The organism is Saccharopolyspora sp. NPDC050389 (genome assembly GCF_040655595.1).
GTDB lineage: Bacteria > Actinomycetota > Actinomycetes > Mycobacteriales > Pseudonocardiaceae > Saccharopolyspora.
On record NZ_JBFAKG010000059.1, the window covers coordinates 1 to 14,284 of the forward strand.

A 14,284-nucleotide genomic window follows, 5' to 3' on the forward strand; every position below is an offset into this window, starting at 1 on the left:
CCCGAGCACTCCAAGATCAGCACACCGAGTACATGATCAACTATGTGGCCAGCGGGCAACGCCCGGGTCCATCACGGAAACCGTGCCAGAGCCAGGATTCACCCGCCCGCGACAACTGGGTCCTCCATCGCGCAGATGTGTCATGCAGCCGGCAAGCAAACCCGGACCACGAGCCCGCCCTCGTCACGTGGCCGAGCAGTGACGGAACCGCCATGTGCTTCGGCGATCGCTCGCACTACCGAGAGGCCGAGGCCGCTGCCCGGGGGTGGGTCTGCCCTGTTGAAGCACAACCGCCTGAACGGTTCGAACAACTGGCCGGCCTTGGTGGTGTCGATGTGGTTGCCGCCGTTCGCGATTTCTAGGACGGATTCGGTCGTCGTGCCGATGGTGCGTACTGATACCCAGCCGCAGGGTTCATTGTGGACGAAAGCGTTGTCGATGAGGTTGCGGATCAGTTGCTCGAGCAGGGCGGCGTCACCACGGACCTTGGCCACGTCGAGTTCCGAGGTGGGCTTGATCTGTTCGTCGTTACGGGCGATTCGCTCGTGCAGGATGTCGTCGGTGAGGCTGGCCAGGTTGACAGTGTCTTTCCTCTCGACGGTTTCAGCGTTCTGGGCCAACGCGAACAGGCCGGTGAGTACGCGCTGTTGATGGTCCAGGCTGGCGAGGAGTTTGCGGCCCAATTCCTTGGTCCCGATTCCGGCGTCAGATCGGGTCATCGCCACCTCGGTGACCGCTCGCTGCGCCGCTACGGGGGTTTTCAGCTCGTGAGCGGCGTTCGCGAGGAATCTGCGCTGGCTGGCGAACGATCGTTCCAGCCGCGCCAGCATGTGGTCGAAGGCATCGGCGAGTTCCTTGATCTCGTCGTTGGGCCCGGATAGCCAGATGCGGGTGCTCAACTCCTGGTCAGCGGCCCGTTGAGCTGCGCTCGTGATGGACCGGATCGGGCGCAGCGCACGCCGGGCCGTCAACCACCCGAGGACAGCGGCCACCGCCATGACGACCACCAGGGCGACGACACCGCTTTCGAGTACGGACGAATAGGTCACGGTGCCTGCAACGTCGACGAGTTCCGGGTCTCCAGCGTCGACGAGTTCCGGGTCTCCTGGGTCAGCCGGCGTCACCGGAAGCTCAGGGGCGACATCCGATGGCGACGAGGCAGGAACCGGGGGTTCGCTCACGGTACCCACCGGGATTACCGGCTGCGTCATCAGCAGGATCAGGCCGAGCAGTATCGCGCCCGTGACCGCTGTCAGCATCACGTACGCGAGGGTCAGCTTGACCCGCAGCGGCCAGCGTTTCACGGGATCCGGTACCCAACACCGGAAACGGTCTCGACAGGTGACGGGTCGCCCAGCTTGCGCCGCAGTGTTGCCATGGTTACGCGCACGACGTTGGTAAAGGGATCGATGTTCTCGTCCCATGCCGTTTCCAACAGTTTCTCAGCCGAAACGACCGCGCCATCCGCACGTAGCAACTCTTCGAGGACGGTGAATTCCTTCTTGCTCAGGGAAACCGGGTGCTCGTGACGCGTGACCCGGTGCCTTGCCGGGTCCAAGGCGATGCCTGCGCGTTGCAGTATCGGCGGTACAGCCGGCCTGCTTCGCCGTCCCAGCGAGCGCACCCTGGCGACGAGTTCGGTGAAGGCGAACGGTTTGGGCAGATAGTCATCCGCACCCAGTTCGAGTCCGGCGACTCGGTCGGCGACCGCGGACGCAGCGGTGAGCAGCAGGATTCGTGTCTCGCGACGCTCCGCGATGAGCGAGCGGCATACTTCGTCGCCGTGCACCAGTGGTAGTCCGCGGTCGAGTACAACGACGTCGTAGTCGGTGCTGACGCATCGATCAAGCGCGGCGGCACCGTCATAGACGACGTCCACGGCGAGCCCGCTATCCCGCAAACCCTCACCCACCGCGTCCGCCATCATTTTCTCGTCCTCGGCCACCAGCACGCGCATAGTGCTTCTATATCCCACCGCGCGCGCCCTCGGCGAGCGAAAAGTACATACGGGCAACACGGTCTGCACTTTCCGCTCTAAAGAAAAGATAAGGCGCTGCCTGACGCTCCACTGACGCCAGATCGGACACTCTGGTCCTCGTTCCGATGGACATTCGGAATAAACCGCAACACATTCGGAGATTTTCAGATGAAGGCAATTCGAATCGTGCAGTCACTCACGCTGGCCGGCCTGGCCGTTGCCGGTCTCGTCACCACGTCCGCAGCCGCTCTCGCCGAAGGCGCTACTGAGAGCCCCGCGCCGACCCTGCCCATCACCTGCACGCCGGACGGCGTGCCGGCACCGACGCTGCCCACTGCCGGCATCCCCGCCGGCGACCCCGCCGGTGAGCCGGGTGTTCCGGCCGGCGACCCCATCGACTGCGTGCCCGCCGGAGAGCCGGGCGTTCCGCCCCTGCCGGCGGCATGACACGCGGATAGGTCAGTTGTTGCCGGGCGGACCCCGACCGCCCGGCAACAACTCATCCGGCTCATCGCGGCAAGCTGATCCGACCCGGTCCGTGGGTAACCCCGCAGCGGCATCGCCGACCTGGCCCCTTCGCCACCGTGGTGCACCAGGGCGTGCACCACGTCGGAGTCCCTGGTGGAGTCGGCTGTATCTGCCCGAGCACAGCCCGCCGCGTCCCGCCCCGAAGAGGCGGTCTCACCGCTCACCAACCGACGTCCCGGTGGCACGGCCCTCCTTCGGCGGCCTACGCTTCGTCGTTCCGCCAGTCGCTTCGTCTCCGCCAGTCGTCGATGTCCTGGTTGCCCAGCGCCAGGTTGACCACCATGATCCCCACGACCTCGGGGTGCACCCGGAAGGCGAACCCGACCTGGTCTCTCAGAGGGATCACCAGGACGCGGTGCCCAGGTCGGGCGCCCAGATCCCGGGCCGCTCCAGGGCCGCGGAGACATCCGCGGACGTGGCGCCCCGCCACGCGGGATCCTCCGCCACGATCAGGCGCCGGGGAATCGACTCCCGCGCCACCGCATCGGCTGCACCTCCTTCACCGGACCGGTGCATGCCAGGTAGCTCGCCCATGCGCCAGAGCACGTCTTCCCAGACGTCGTCGTCGCTGGCGGTGCGCACCAGCAGGATCCCGGGCACATGGGACTCACCGTCGCCGATGGGCAGCGGAAGCGGGGGACGCATCGGCAGACACCTCATCGAATCGGGGACGAATCACCGTAGTCCTAATGCCACGAACCTTGCTGCACCAACGCGAGATTCCGAATAGCATCGCCCCCATGGGCAACGGTCAGTGCCCTCGCATACCTATGCCATCCGTATCGGCCGCGCGTCCGCACGCTGAATCCGCCGTGCACAGAACACGCCGGGGTGTGGCTGTGGTGGAACTCAAGGCCGTGCCTTGCAACCTGATCAGCCCCAACGCCGATCGCTTGCGGCGGTTGAGGATGTCCCGCGTCCGCGGGTCCGCGCACGTCCAGCTCCAGCTGCTCAGCCCGCGACCACCTGACCGCATCGGACCGCCGCCCACCGGAATTCCCGAAATTAGCTGGATATTAGCCGTCGACAGCTCTTGACGGTGCCGGAAACTTGGCGCAATGTGCTCGCTAATCCGCATTCACAGCCAGATCGTTCGACGCAGTCAACGGCTAATGCGTATTACTCGGGAGCAACCATGGCGGAAAAGGCATCCACACCAGGGCGCAGGGGAAGGCCGAGGCAGGCGGAGGTCGCCCGACTGGCCGGGGTGTCGCAGACGACGGTGTCGTTGGTGCTCGGCGGCAACAAGCAGGGCATCGCGCTGCACAAGGACACCCGGGCCCGGGTGCTCGCCGCCGCCCGCGAACTCGGTTACGTGCCCGACCCGGCAGCCCGGCGGATGGCCAGGGCTCGTAACAACCTGCTCGGCGTCTTCAGCTTCACCGCGACCTTCCCGGTCGACGTCGAGCACTCGTACTACCCGATCTTGGTCGGCGTCGAGCGGGAGGCAGTAGCCCGCGGCTACGACCTGGTGCTGTTCACCGGCTCCAGTTCGGGAGCCGCGCAAGCCGTCGCGCCCGGCGTGCTGCAACGGGTGCGGATGGCCGACGGTTGCCTGTTTCTCGGTCGGCACATCCCGGAAGGCGAACTGCGCCGCTTGGTGGAGGACGACTACCCGGCCGTGCACATCGGACGCCGTGACGAGCTCGAGGGCCTGGCTTGGGTGGGTGTCGACTACGTCAGCGCCAGCGTCGAGGTCGTGCGCCACCTGGCCGGTCTCGGGCACCGGCGGATCGTGCTGGTCCGCGAGGACGATGACGCTCCAGCCTCCGCCGATCGCGAGCGCGGATTCCGCATGGCGCTCGCCGAGCTGGGCGGTTCGGCCGGCGCGGTCGTGCGCACCGCCCGGCCCGGTGCCGACATCACGCCGACCTGGGCGCGAGCCCGGATTGCCGAGGGAGTCACCGCGTTCGTCGCCGAGGAGACGGACACGGGCGCCGCGTGGCGGCAATTGCTCGCGGCCGTCGAGGGCGCCGGGCTCGACGTGCCGGGCGAGGTCTCCCTGGCACTGCTCGGTTCTCCTCCGGCCGACCTCGCCGGACGACCGCAGCCCACCGGCTTCGACGTTCCCCGCGCTGAGCTCGGATCGGCCGCGGTTCGGATGGCCACCGCGCTGCTAGCCGGCGAGGAGGCCGCCGAGCCCCGGGTGGCCTGCACCTTCCGCCCGGGTCGCACGGCCGGCCGGGCGACCGTGCGGCCTTGAGCCGCAACCACATCCGACACATCACACGTGCCCGAGGAGGCAGCACTACATGCCCACTCCCATCGCTACCCCTGCGGAGACCGAAGTCCTGATCGTGGGCGGCGGACTCGGCGGTGTGGCTGCCGCCCTGGCCGCCTGCCGGGCAGGGCGGACTGCCGTTCTGACCGAGGAGACCGACTGGGTCGGTGGCCAGCTCACCGCCCAGGCCGTGCCGCCCGACGAACACCCGTGGGTCGAGCAGTTCGGCGTCACCGCCTCCTACCGGGCGCTGCGCGAGGGCATCCGCGCCCACTACCGCCAGTGGTACCCGCTGCGGGCGCAGGCCAGAGACCTGGTGCGCCTCAACCCCGGCGCCGGGCGGGTCAGCAAGCTCTGCCACGAGCCGCGTGTCGCGCTCGCCGTGATCGAGGCGATGCTCGCGCCGCACCGCGCCGCCGGGCGGCTGACCGTGCTCACCGAGCACCGGCCCGTCGCCGCCGAGACCGAAGGCGATGTGGTCCGGGCAGTCACCGTCGAGGACGTCCGTGACGGCACCCGCCAGACCATCGCGGCACCGTACATCATCGACGCCACCGAGACAGGCGATCTGCTGGAGCTGGCCGGTGTCGAGCACGCGATCGGCGCCGAGGCGCGCAGCGAACACGCCGAGCCGCACGCCCCCGAGATCGCCGATCCCCTCAACCAGCAGGGCATCACCGTCTGCTTCGCGCTCTCGCACTATGACGGCGAGGACCACACCATCGACCGGCCCGCCAACTACGAATTCTGGCGCTCCTACCGGCCGGACTTCTGGCCCGGTCCGCTGATCGGCTTCCTCGCCCCGGACCCGCGCACCCTCGAAGCCGTGCCGCGCACGTTCCAGCCGAACCCGGACGATGATCCGCTCGACGTCGACGCCGACCAGAGCGCGGACGCGGGCGACAAGGAGCTCTGGGCATTCCGGCGTATCCTCGCCCGCAACTTGCACCGGCCCGGGGCCTTCGACTCCGACATCACCCTGGTCAACTGGCCGCTCAACGACTACTGGCTCAAGCCGCTGCTCGGGGCCGGCGAGGAGACCGCCCGGCAGGCGCTCGCCGACGCCCGCCAGTTGTCCCTTTCCGTCCTGTACTGGTTGCAGACCGAGGCGCCGCGTCCAGACGGGGGAACGGGTTTCCCCGGCCTGAAGCTCCGGCCCGACGTCACCGGCACCGCAGACGGTCTGGCCAAGGCCGCCTACATCCGCGAATCCCGCCGGATCAAGGCCGTCACCACCGTTACCGAGCGCGACGTCGCCATCGAGCTGGTCGGCCCCTACGGCGGCACCCGCCACGCCGACTCCGTCGGTATCGGTGGCTACCGCATCGACCTGCACCCGTCCACCGGCGGCGACAACTACATCGACATCGGGTCGGTGCCGTTCGAGATTCCGCTGGGTGCGTTGCTGCCGCGCCGCATCCGCAATTTGTTGCCTGCTGGCAAGAACATCGGCACCACCCACATCACCAACGGCTGCTACCGCCTGCACCCCGTGGAGTGGAACGTCGGCGAGGTCGCGGGCGCGCTCGCCGCGCACTGCCTGGACGAGGGCGTGCGGCCGCACCAGGTGCAGGAGGAGGAGAAGAGGTTCGAGGAGTTCGCCCGCGTGCTCGACAGGGCAGGTGTCCAGCGTCACTGGCCCGACGTCCGCGGCTACTGAAAAGACCGGTCGGGACAGTTCTTTTCGCCCGGAAGCACCCCACCCGCGTCATTCGCTCGACCTGCGTACGACACAAGGAGGTGTCCCTATGACCCGGCACCGCATCCGCGTCGGCATCGATGTGGGTGGAACCTTCACCGACGCCGTGGCGGTCGACTCGGCCACGCTGGCGCTCGTCGCCCAGGTCAAGGTCCCCACCACCCACCACCATCCCGACGGCGTCGCGCACGGCATCGTGGCGGCGCTGAATCGGCTGCTCGAAGACGTCGGCTGCGTCCCCGAGGACGTCGCTTTTCTCGCGCACGGCACCACTCAGGCGACTAACGCCCTGCTCGAGGGCGATGTGGCCCCGGTCGGGCTGCTCGGCATCGGCACCGGCCCGGGCGCGGTCTCCACCAAGCGCCTCGCCGCCCTCGGAAACCTCGAACTCACCCCGGGTAAACGGCTGCCGTTGCACTACGCGCACGTCCGGGATCCCGACGATCCCGCGGGGGTCCGCGCCGCCGTCGAGCAGGTCACCGCCGCCGGAGCCGAAGTGCTGGTCGCCACCGAGCCGTTCAGCGTCGACCTGCCCGACGGCGAACAGGCGGTGCTGGCGGTCGCGGGCTCCTACGGGCTGCCCATGACCGCCGCGAACGAGATCACGTCGCTGTACGGGCTGCGCAAGCGCACCCGCACCGCTGTGGTCAACGCGGCCATCCTGCCGAAGATGCTGGCCACCGCGGACCTGGTCGACTCGAGCATCGCCGCGTCCGGTATGACCGCTCCGCTGATGGTGATGCGTTGCGATGGCGGGGTGATGTCGCTGGAGGAGATGCGGCGGCGTCCGCTGCTGACCGTGCTCTCGGGCCCCGCCGCCGGAGTGGCTGGTGCTCTGATGCAGGAGCGGGTCAGCGATGGCGTGTTCCTGGAAACGGGTGGCACCTCCACCGACATCAGCGTCATCCGCCGCGGCAAAGTCGCGGTCCGGCACGCCACCATCCTGGGCAAATCCTCGTACCTGTCCGCATTGGACGTCCGCACCGTCGGTGTCGGCGGCGGCTCGATGGTGCGGCTCGCCGGTGGCGGGGTGCGCGCGGTCGGGCCGCGCAGCGCCCACATCGCCGGGTTGCCGTACGCCTGCTATGCGACTCCAGAGGATTTGCGGGACGCGAAGCTCGTCGCCATCAGCCCGTTGGACGGCGACCCGGGCGACTACGTGGTCCTCGAAACCGCGGGCGGCCGCTTCGCCATCACCATGACCTGCGCGGCCAACGCGCTGGGCCGGGTCCCAGAAGGCGACTTCGCCGCGTGCGAACCGGAGGTGGCTCACACTGCGTTGGCACCGCTTGCCGAGGCACTGGACACCGACGTGGCGGGTGCCGCGATGCGGGTCCTGGATGCGGGGGTAAAGCAGGTTCAAACCGTCGTGGACGCGGTGGTCCGCGACTACCGCCTCGACCGCGACACCGCCGTCCTCGTCGGTGGGGGAGGGGGCGCGGCCGCCGTCACCCCGCACCTGGCTGCCAGCACCGGGCTGACCGGCCGGATCGCCAAGCACAACGAAGTGATCAGCCCGGTCGGTGTGGCTCTCGCGCTGGTCCGGGAGCAGATCGAACGGATCATCCCCGGCGCCACCCAGGAACACATCCTCGGCGTGCGCAACGAAGCCGAAGCGGCCGTCGTCGCGCAGGGGGCCGCACCCGGCGCGGTCGAAGTGGAAGTGACCGTCGACCCGCAGACCAGCACCGTGCGGGCCATCGCCACCGGCGCCACCGAACTGCGCACTCAGGACCGCGCCCGCCGCGCCGACGACAGCGAACTCCTCTCCGTCGCCGCGGCCAGCCTCAAGGCTGATCCGCAGAAGGTCGAGGTGCTTGCCGCCACCGACGCCCACACCGTCTACGGAACCTTGCAACGTCGCCGCTTCCGCAAACCGCACCACCCAGTGCGCGTCCTCGACGCCGACGGCGTCGTGCGCCTGCACGCCGCCAACGCCCGTGTTGCCACGACTACCGTGGGGCAGGCGCCGGAGCTGCTGGCGGAGCTGATCCGCGAGACCACGACCTACGGGGATGGCGGTGTCCGAGCGCCGTCGCTGCGTCTGCTGCTCGGCTCGCGGATCGCCGATCTCTCCGGCGTGCTCGAGGCGGGGCCGCTGCTGGCCCTGGCCCGCAGCGAGCTGCGCTCGCGCACGGCTGACGAGCCGGTGGTGGCGGTGCTGGAGGTACGCTCATGACCGCCCGAACCGCGCCCCGCGGCTCGCACCTGGCCGATCTGTCCGCCGCACGCCGGGATTCGCTGGCCGCGGAGTGCGAGCGGCTGGCAGCGCTCACCGACGCCGAACTCGCCGCCCGGCTGCTGGCCGGCACTCCCACCCACGAGGCGCGCGACTCGGCAATGCTGGCCCGCTGGGCGGAGGTGTCCACCGGGTTCGGTGCCGAACTCGCCCGCTCCGGCGCCGGGCTCGACGACCCGCCGAGGGTGATCGAGCGCGACGGCGGGCTGGACCGTCGGCTGATGGCCCGCTACCGGTCCCGGCCAGTGTCCACTGTGGAGCTTTACGTCGACGCGCTCGCCCTCGGCGAGGAACTGGTCGTGTTCCTCGGTTGGCAGGCGTGGTTTCCGCCCGGCTCGTTGCGCGCGACCGCGCTGGCCCACGAAGAGGCGCACGCGCGCCTGCACGACACTGCAGTCCGCCGAGCGCTTCGCCACCGCCTGGGGCACATCTCCCTGCGCCTCGGCCGCTTCCGCATCCTCGGCCACGTCGCGGGTGCCGATGAGGTCGCCGCGCACGGGTACGCCGGCGCCGCCGTCGGTCTGGGCCGGACCCCGATCCTGCTCACCGCCGCGCTGACCGGCGCGGTCCTGGCCCTCGGAGAGGACTGAGGCCCAATGGGAGTCGTCATCCTTGTGCTCATGCTTGCCGGCGTAGGGCTGATGCTCGCCCGCAAGCTGCCCACCGCTTTCGCTCTCGTCCTGCTCGGGGTGGGCATCGCGATCGCCGCGGGCGCCCCGTTCACCGGCGAGGGCAGCATCATCGACACCGTGTTCCAGAAGGGCTCGGTGGCGCTGGCCTCCACCATGCTCGCCGTGCTGATCGGCTCGTGGCTGGGCAAGCTCATGGAGGAAACCGGCATTGCCGCGACGCTCGTCCGCAAGATCGTCGAGTTCGGCGGCGACCACCCGACCATCGTCGCGCTCGGAGTGCTGGCCGTCTCCGCGCTCGTCGGTACGGTCACCGGCTCGGCTCCCGCCGCGATGATGGCGGGCATCGTCGGCATCCCCGCGATGATCGCCGTAGGGGTGCCCAAGACGACCGCGGCCGGGACCATCCTCATGGGGATCGCCGTCGGCGTGCCGTTCGAGCTGCCAGTCTGGCAGTTCTTCTCCACCGCCCTGGAACTGCCGATCGACACCGTGCGCGGCTTCATGGTCAAGCTGTTCCCCTTCGCCCTGCTATTCGCAGTTCTGTTCGTGCTCGTGGAGACCCGGCGCAAGGGGGTGGAGCACTCCTGGTCGCTGACCTCGGGCGTGGCCCGGCCGGAGCGCCGTGGGCGCGGGCGCGCCCGCCGCATGGGCGACGCGCCCTGGTACGCGCTACTCGCCCCTGCCATCCCGCTGGTCCTGGCGCTCGGCTTCGACCTCGCGATCATCCCGTCGATGCTCGCTGGTGTGCTCTACGCGCTGATCACGACGACAAGGCCAGCCGAGATGAACCAGCGGATGCTGCGCACGCTCTATGCCGCCTTCGAGGTCGCTGCTCCACCCATCGTGCTGTTCGTCGCCATCGGCATCCTGCTTGCGGCGGTCAAACTGCCCGGCGCGATCGACGCGCTCAACCCGCTGGTCGGGGCCGTCGCCCCGGGGCACCCGGTCGTCTTCGTGCTGGTCTTCACACTGCTGGTGCCGCTGTGCCTGTACCGGGGGCCGCTCAACGTCTTCGGCCTCGGCGCCGGGATCGCGGGTGTGCTGATCGCGGCGGGCATCTACCCGGCGGTCGCCGTGCTGGGCCTGACCGCCTCGTACAATCAGGTTTTCGGCGTTTCCGACCCGACGAGCACCCAAACGGTGTGGGCGGCGCAGTACTCCGGCGTCAGCCCGCAGCGGGTGATGCTGCGCACCCTGCCCTACGTGTGGTGCGTCGCGCTCGGCGGCTTGTGCGTCACCGCCGCCACCTACCTCTAACCCACCGTCCGAAATGGAGTCTCCTTCATGGAACTGGACCGTCGTAGTTTCCTGCGCACCGCGACGGCGGGCGGCGCCCTACTCGCAGTTGGCGGCGCCCTGCCCGCATCCGCCGCCCCTGGTGCCTTCCCCGACTACCGCTACGTGCGTACCCTTCTCAAGCCGGAGCAGCTCAAGTACAACCCCACCGGCGAAATCATCTTCCCCTGCGTCCGCGGCGTCCACGACCGGCTGAGCAACCGGATCGGCAGCTACTACCTCTACTACGCCCCACACGACGCCCCTGGTGGCATCTGCCTGGCCTACGCCGATTCGCTGGAAGGCCCGTTCACCGAGTACCCGCACAACCCGATCGTCGCCAACGAGTGGCAGCCGCACTACAGCGTCAAGCACGTCTCGTCCCCGCACGTGCTGTGGCACCGCGAGGCCCGGGAGATGTGGCTGTACTTCCACGGCGACAACAACACGACTCGCCTCGCACGCTCGAAAGACGGCATCCACTTCACCTATGACAAAGCCGTGCTGACCACCTCGATGATGCCCGCGGGCACCACCGAGACCTCCTACGCCAGGGTCTTCCGCCACCACCTGCCCTCCCGGGGTGCCCGCTACGTGATGGTCTTCATGCGCAACACCACCGCCAACCACCGCGACATCTGCTGGGGCTGGTCGCCCGAGGGCCGCAACTGGACCTTCGACCGCGAGCCGCTGATCGACCACGCCAAGGTCGGCGCGATCAACGTCGGCGGCCCGCACTTGCTGCACAAGAACGGCAGCACGTACGTCGTCTACAACAGCGACAAGGAGAGCGGCGGCAACATCCTCATCACGGAGGTCGGCAACGACTTCGACCGGCGCGACCACCTTGGTGTCTTCTACGATTCGCGTTCCGCAGCACCGGAAAACGGACGCGCGGCCGCGCCGGCCTTCGGGACGGACAGGGGAGTGCCGTACATGATCTACGAGGCCGGGGAGCGGTTGTCCGGCGTTATCGCCATGGCCCGCGGTTGACTGCAGCCCGCATGGCGGGCAACGTCCGAAGTGGCCATTCGTCGTGGATGTCTCAGCCCAACCAGTCGAGCAGAGTCACCGCGTCGTGGCGGAGTCTCAAGGACGAGTCGTCCTTGACGAACTCCAGCAGCGCTTGGCGTCGGCGGCTTCCCCGTGCAACTCGCGGAATGCTGTTTTAGTGGGCAGCCTGGCCGAGAAGCCACGACACTGTCACGTCGATGACTTCGCTCCCCATGTCCCGGAAGCCATGTCCGCCGCCTTGAACGCGGTGCCAGTCCGTGCGCAGCCGCCGGGCTGCCACTTCATGGGCCACCTCGTAGGAGACGTGCTCATCCGCATCGCCATGCACGACGAGCGCCGGTATGTCGCTCGCGAGAAATGCAGCTCGCGGGTCGAGCTCCGCGAACTCTTCGAAGAGCCGCGCGCCCAGTTCGAACCGTCCCTCGATGTCGAGGAAACCCTGCTGCTGCAAGGAGGTCGAGTCGCCGTAGAGCTGCCGCCCGCGCGGCAGCTCCGGTTGCAGGAAAGTCCGACGTAGATCGAGCACCGGCTGCCACAGCACCACCGAGTCGATGGGCAATTCGCCCAAGGAGAGCGTGGTGCTCACCGCGCCGAAGCTCGACGCCACCACCGACACCGGGCGCCCCGTCGACTCCACGGCCGCCCGCAAATCCAACCGCTCTCCCGCGATCGTCATGTCGCGTGGCCTGCCCTCGCTGCGGCCGTGCCCACGGAAAGAGAACCGCAGCACCGAGAACCCCGCAGTCGCAAGCCGATCCGCCAGAATCGGGAACAGTCCTTGCTCTCCGAGGTCGGCGGTGATTCCGTGTGCCAGTACCACAGCATCCGCACCGCCCTGATGCCACACAGCCTCAAGGCGGACACCGTCGGACGTGGTGATCACAGGTGAACCTCGGTCCGGATTGGACCGGCCGCTGCAACCACCCTCGTGCAGGCAAGGATGGAGAGGTCTTCTGTGGTCGCGATCCGGGCGATGCCCGACTGTCGTACGCTGAGCCTCGCTGCCACTGCAGTACCTCCCTGTCGAAAACGCGGATCAGGCACCGAGACTGAATGACACCTGCCGCGTGGATCAAGCCCCTGGTCGATTTTTGTCCAACAGGACTAATATTGAGTTTTTCCATCCTCGTTCTGCGTGCCGCCGCCTCGTCCGGCGGTAGGGGTTCCCGATTTTGCCTGGAATTGGGGAATCCTTGCGTCAGCCGACACCTGCAGGGCGCGGTGGACGGATTGTGCGCACGGCGTTGCCAGCATGCGGGTGGAGGCGTAACGCCCCGGCGGTGGCGATCAGCGCGGTCAGCCCGAGCAGGGTGAAGGCCACGGTGTAGGCGGCTCCGCCGCGGGCACCGAACAGCAGCTCACCCAAGGGCTCGCCGAGCCGCAGGGTCACCGTGGCCACCGCGATAGCCAGCCCGGTAGACAGCTGCTGCGTGGTGGCGGCCAGCGTGTTGGCATCGCGCATCTGCTCGGGCGGGACATCGCTGAGCCCGATCGTGGCGTAAGCGGTCAGCCCTACCGAGCGGGCGACCCCGGACAGCAGGGCCAGCCCGGCGAGCATCGGCCACGGGGTGGACGAGGTGGTGAAACCGAGACCGGTCATGCACAGAGCGAGGGTGATCGTGGCGGCGAGCAGCACCGGCCGGAAGCCGAAGCGGTTGAGCAGCGGAGTGGTCGCCGGTTTGATCGCCAGATTACCGACGAAGATGAACAGCACCAATGCGCCCGAGCTGGTCGCGCTGTAGTCGAACACCTCCTGGCACATCAGCGAAAACAAGAACGGTGCGGCTCCGACCACGATCCAGAACAGGAACCCACTGGACTGGGAGAGCCGGAAGGTCGGCACGCGCAGCGTGTGCAGGGTGACCAACGGGCTCGGGGTGCGCAGCAGGTGCCAGCCTGCAACGGCGAGCACGGCGAGGCACAGCGCGGTCAGAGTGGCGGTCACCGGCCAGCCCGCGTCCGTGTCCGAAATCAGGTGCGCGGCATAAGTGATCCCGCCGAGCCCGCCGCAGGTGAGCAGCAGGCCGAGCCAGTCCAGCGGCCTCCGGGCGGTGCCGCTGTCGGCTTCCCCGATCAGCTTCCAGGCCACGGCAAAGGCGAACACACCTAGTGGCACGTTGATCAGGAACAGCCACTGCCAGGACGCATACGTGGTGATCAGTGCGCCGGCCAGCGGTGCGACGACCGGTGCCAGCAGACCGGGCCACACGATGTAGGCCATCACCCGCAACAGGTCCGATTTATCCGTCCTGGACAGCACCACCATTCGCCCGACCGGCACCATCATCGCGCCGCCGACGCCCTGCACCACCCGCATGGCCACCAGCACCGGAAGGCTGCCGCTCGCCGCACAACCGAGCGAGGCCAGGGTGAAGATCGCTATGGCGGCCAGGAATACCGGCCGGACACCCAATCTGCTGGTCAGCCAGGCGCTCAGCGGGATCAGCACGGAGAGGGTGAGCAGATAGGCCGTCATCACCAGGCCGACTGCGGTCGGTGGGACACCGAGCGACTCGCCGATGCTCGGGGCGGCCGTGGTGACGATCGTGCCGTCCAGGTTCTCCATGAAGAAGCAGCCGGCAACCAGGAATGCGGTATTCCGGTGGCGGGCGTCGATCATGGCTGTCCGAGTCCTCAGGCGTGCATTTTCGTGGGATGGCGAACGCGCACCGCGCCTCGATCCGCTCACGAGCCTCGG

The 14,284-nt window shown here is 68.5% G+C and carries 13 protein-coding genes; 7 read left to right on the forward strand and 6 right to left on the reverse strand.

Annotated features, from left to right (window positions below):
• Positions 1–140: 140 nt before the first annotated feature.
• Together AB0I53_RS31825 and AB0I53_RS31830 are read right to left on the reverse strand one after the other, a co-directional pair.
• The gene (locus tag AB0I53_RS31825; RefSeq protein WP_358611227.1) at positions 141–1,304 is read right to left on the reverse strand and encodes a HAMP domain-containing sensor histidine kinase; all 1,164 of its coding nucleotides are present in this window, start codon (positions 1,302–1,304) and stop codon (positions 141–143) included.
• Positions 1,301–1,957 carry a response regulator transcription factor gene (locus AB0I53_RS31830; protein ID WP_358611230.1) on the reverse strand — a complete coding sequence of 219 codons (657 nt, stop codon included), beginning with the start codon at positions 1,955–1,957 and terminating at the stop codon, positions 1,301–1,303. The genes AB0I53_RS31825 and AB0I53_RS31830 overlap by 4 nt, the downstream gene beginning before the upstream one ends.
• Positions 1,958–2,146: 189 nt before the next feature.
• Here AB0I53_RS31830 and AB0I53_RS31835 point away from each other — a divergent pair, with 189 nt between their 5' ends.
• Positions 2,147–2,425, forward strand: a complete 279-nt coding sequence (locus AB0I53_RS31835) for a hypothetical protein (RefSeq protein WP_358611233.1) — start codon at positions 2,147–2,149, stop codon at positions 2,423–2,425.
• 283 nt (positions 2,426–2,708) lie between these two features.
• Here AB0I53_RS31835 and AB0I53_RS31840 read toward each other — a convergent pair whose 3' ends face one another.
• Positions 2,709–2,852, reverse strand: coding sequence for a hypothetical protein (locus AB0I53_RS31840; RefSeq protein ID WP_358577517.1), 144 nt, complete (start codon positions 2,850–2,852; stop codon positions 2,709–2,711).
• Complete coding sequence (locus AB0I53_RS31845; protein WP_358611236.1) at positions 2,849–3,151, reverse strand: hypothetical protein; 303 nt, start codon at positions 3,149–3,151, stop codon at positions 2,849–2,851. The genes AB0I53_RS31840 and AB0I53_RS31845 overlap by 4 nt, the downstream gene beginning before the upstream one ends.
• A 490-nt stretch (positions 3,152–3,641) precedes the next feature.
• Here AB0I53_RS31845 and AB0I53_RS31850 point away from each other — a divergent pair, with 490 nt between their 5' ends.
• The 6 genes from AB0I53_RS31850 to AB0I53_RS31875 all read left to right on the forward strand — a co-directional run bounded on the left by AB0I53_RS31850 (position 3,642) and on the right by AB0I53_RS31875 (position 11,565).
• Positions 3,642–4,709 carry a LacI family DNA-binding transcriptional regulator gene (locus tag AB0I53_RS31850; protein ID WP_358611239.1) on the forward strand — a complete coding sequence of 356 codons (1,068 nt, stop codon included), beginning with the start codon at positions 3,642–3,644 and terminating at the stop codon, positions 4,707–4,709.
• Between the two features lie 49 nt (positions 4,710–4,758).
• Entirely contained in the window at positions 4,759–6,387 is a 1,629-nt protein-coding gene (locus tag AB0I53_RS31855) for an FAD-dependent oxidoreductase (RefSeq protein WP_358611242.1), read from the forward strand.
• Positions 6,388–6,475: 88 nt separating this feature from the next.
• The gene (locus tag AB0I53_RS31860) at positions 6,476–8,605 is read left to right on the forward strand and encodes a hydantoinase/oxoprolinase family protein (protein ID WP_358611245.1); all 2,130 of its coding nucleotides are present in this window, start codon (positions 6,476–6,478) and stop codon (positions 8,603–8,605) included.
• Positions 8,602–9,255, forward strand: coding sequence for a hypothetical protein (locus AB0I53_RS31865; protein WP_358498737.1), 654 nt, complete (start codon positions 8,602–8,604; stop codon positions 9,253–9,255). The genes AB0I53_RS31860 and AB0I53_RS31865 overlap by 4 nt, the downstream gene beginning before the upstream one ends.
• A 30-nt stretch (positions 9,256–9,285) precedes the next feature.
• On the forward strand, positions 9,286–10,554 hold the full coding sequence (locus tag AB0I53_RS31870) for a TRAP transporter large permease subunit (protein WP_358611247.1): 1,269 nt from the start codon (positions 9,286–9,288) through the stop codon (positions 10,552–10,554).
• 27 nt (positions 10,555–10,581) lie between these two features.
• On the forward strand, positions 10,582–11,565 hold the full coding sequence (locus AB0I53_RS31875; protein ID WP_358611250.1) for a twin-arginine translocation signal domain-containing protein: 984 nt from the start codon (positions 10,582–10,584) through the stop codon (positions 11,563–11,565).
• Between the two features lie 175 nt (positions 11,566–11,740).
• On the opposite strand, the gene AB0I53_RS31880 is transcribed toward AB0I53_RS31875, so the two are convergent.
• Positions 11,741–12,469 (reverse strand): alpha/beta fold hydrolase, encoded by a 729-nt coding sequence (locus tag AB0I53_RS31880; RefSeq protein ID WP_358611253.1) that lies wholly within the window; start codon positions 12,467–12,469, stop codon positions 11,741–11,743.
• A 315-nt stretch (positions 12,470–12,784) separates the two neighbouring features.
• On the reverse strand, positions 12,785–14,206 hold the full coding sequence (locus tag AB0I53_RS31885; protein WP_358611256.1) for an MFS transporter: 1,422 nt from the start codon (positions 14,204–14,206) through the stop codon (positions 12,785–12,787).
• Positions 14,207–14,284: the final 78 nt, after the last annotated feature.

Excerpts from the sequence above, each read along its gene's own strand:
- AB0I53_RS31830 (WP_358611230.1), bottom strand. The coding sequence starts at position 1,957 with ATGCGCGTGCTGGTGGCCGAGGACGAGAAAATGATGGCGGACGCGGTG.
- AB0I53_RS31835 (WP_358611233.1), top strand. The coding sequence starts at position 2,147 with ATGAAGGCAATTCGAATCGTGCAGTCACTCACGCTGGCCGGCCTGGCC.
- AB0I53_RS31845 (WP_358611236.1), bottom strand. The coding sequence starts at position 3,151 with ATGCGTCCCCCGCTTCCGCTGCCCATCGGCGACGGTGAGTCCCATGTG.
- AB0I53_RS31850 (WP_358611239.1), top strand. The coding sequence starts at position 3,642 with ATGGCGGAAAAGGCATCCACACCAGGGCGCAGGGGAAGGCCGAGGCAG.
- AB0I53_RS31855 (WP_358611242.1), top strand. The coding sequence starts at position 4,759 with ATGCCCACTCCCATCGCTACCCCTGCGGAGACCGAAGTCCTGATCGTG.
- AB0I53_RS31860 (WP_358611245.1), top strand. The coding sequence starts at position 6,476 with ATGACCCGGCACCGCATCCGCGTCGGCATCGATGTGGGTGGAACCTTC.
- AB0I53_RS31865 (WP_358498737.1), top strand. The coding sequence starts at position 8,602 with ATGACCGCCCGAACCGCGCCCCGCGGCTCGCACCTGGCCGATCTGTCC.
- AB0I53_RS31870 (WP_358611247.1), top strand. The coding sequence starts at position 9,286 with ATGCTTGCCGGCGTAGGGCTGATGCTCGCCCGCAAGCTGCCCACCGCT.
- AB0I53_RS31875 (WP_358611250.1), top strand. The coding sequence starts at position 10,582 with ATGGAACTGGACCGTCGTAGTTTCCTGCGCACCGCGACGGCGGGCGGC.
- AB0I53_RS31885 (WP_358611256.1), bottom strand. The coding sequence starts at position 14,206 with ATGATCGACGCCCGCCACCGGAATACCGCATTCCTGGTTGCCGGCTGC.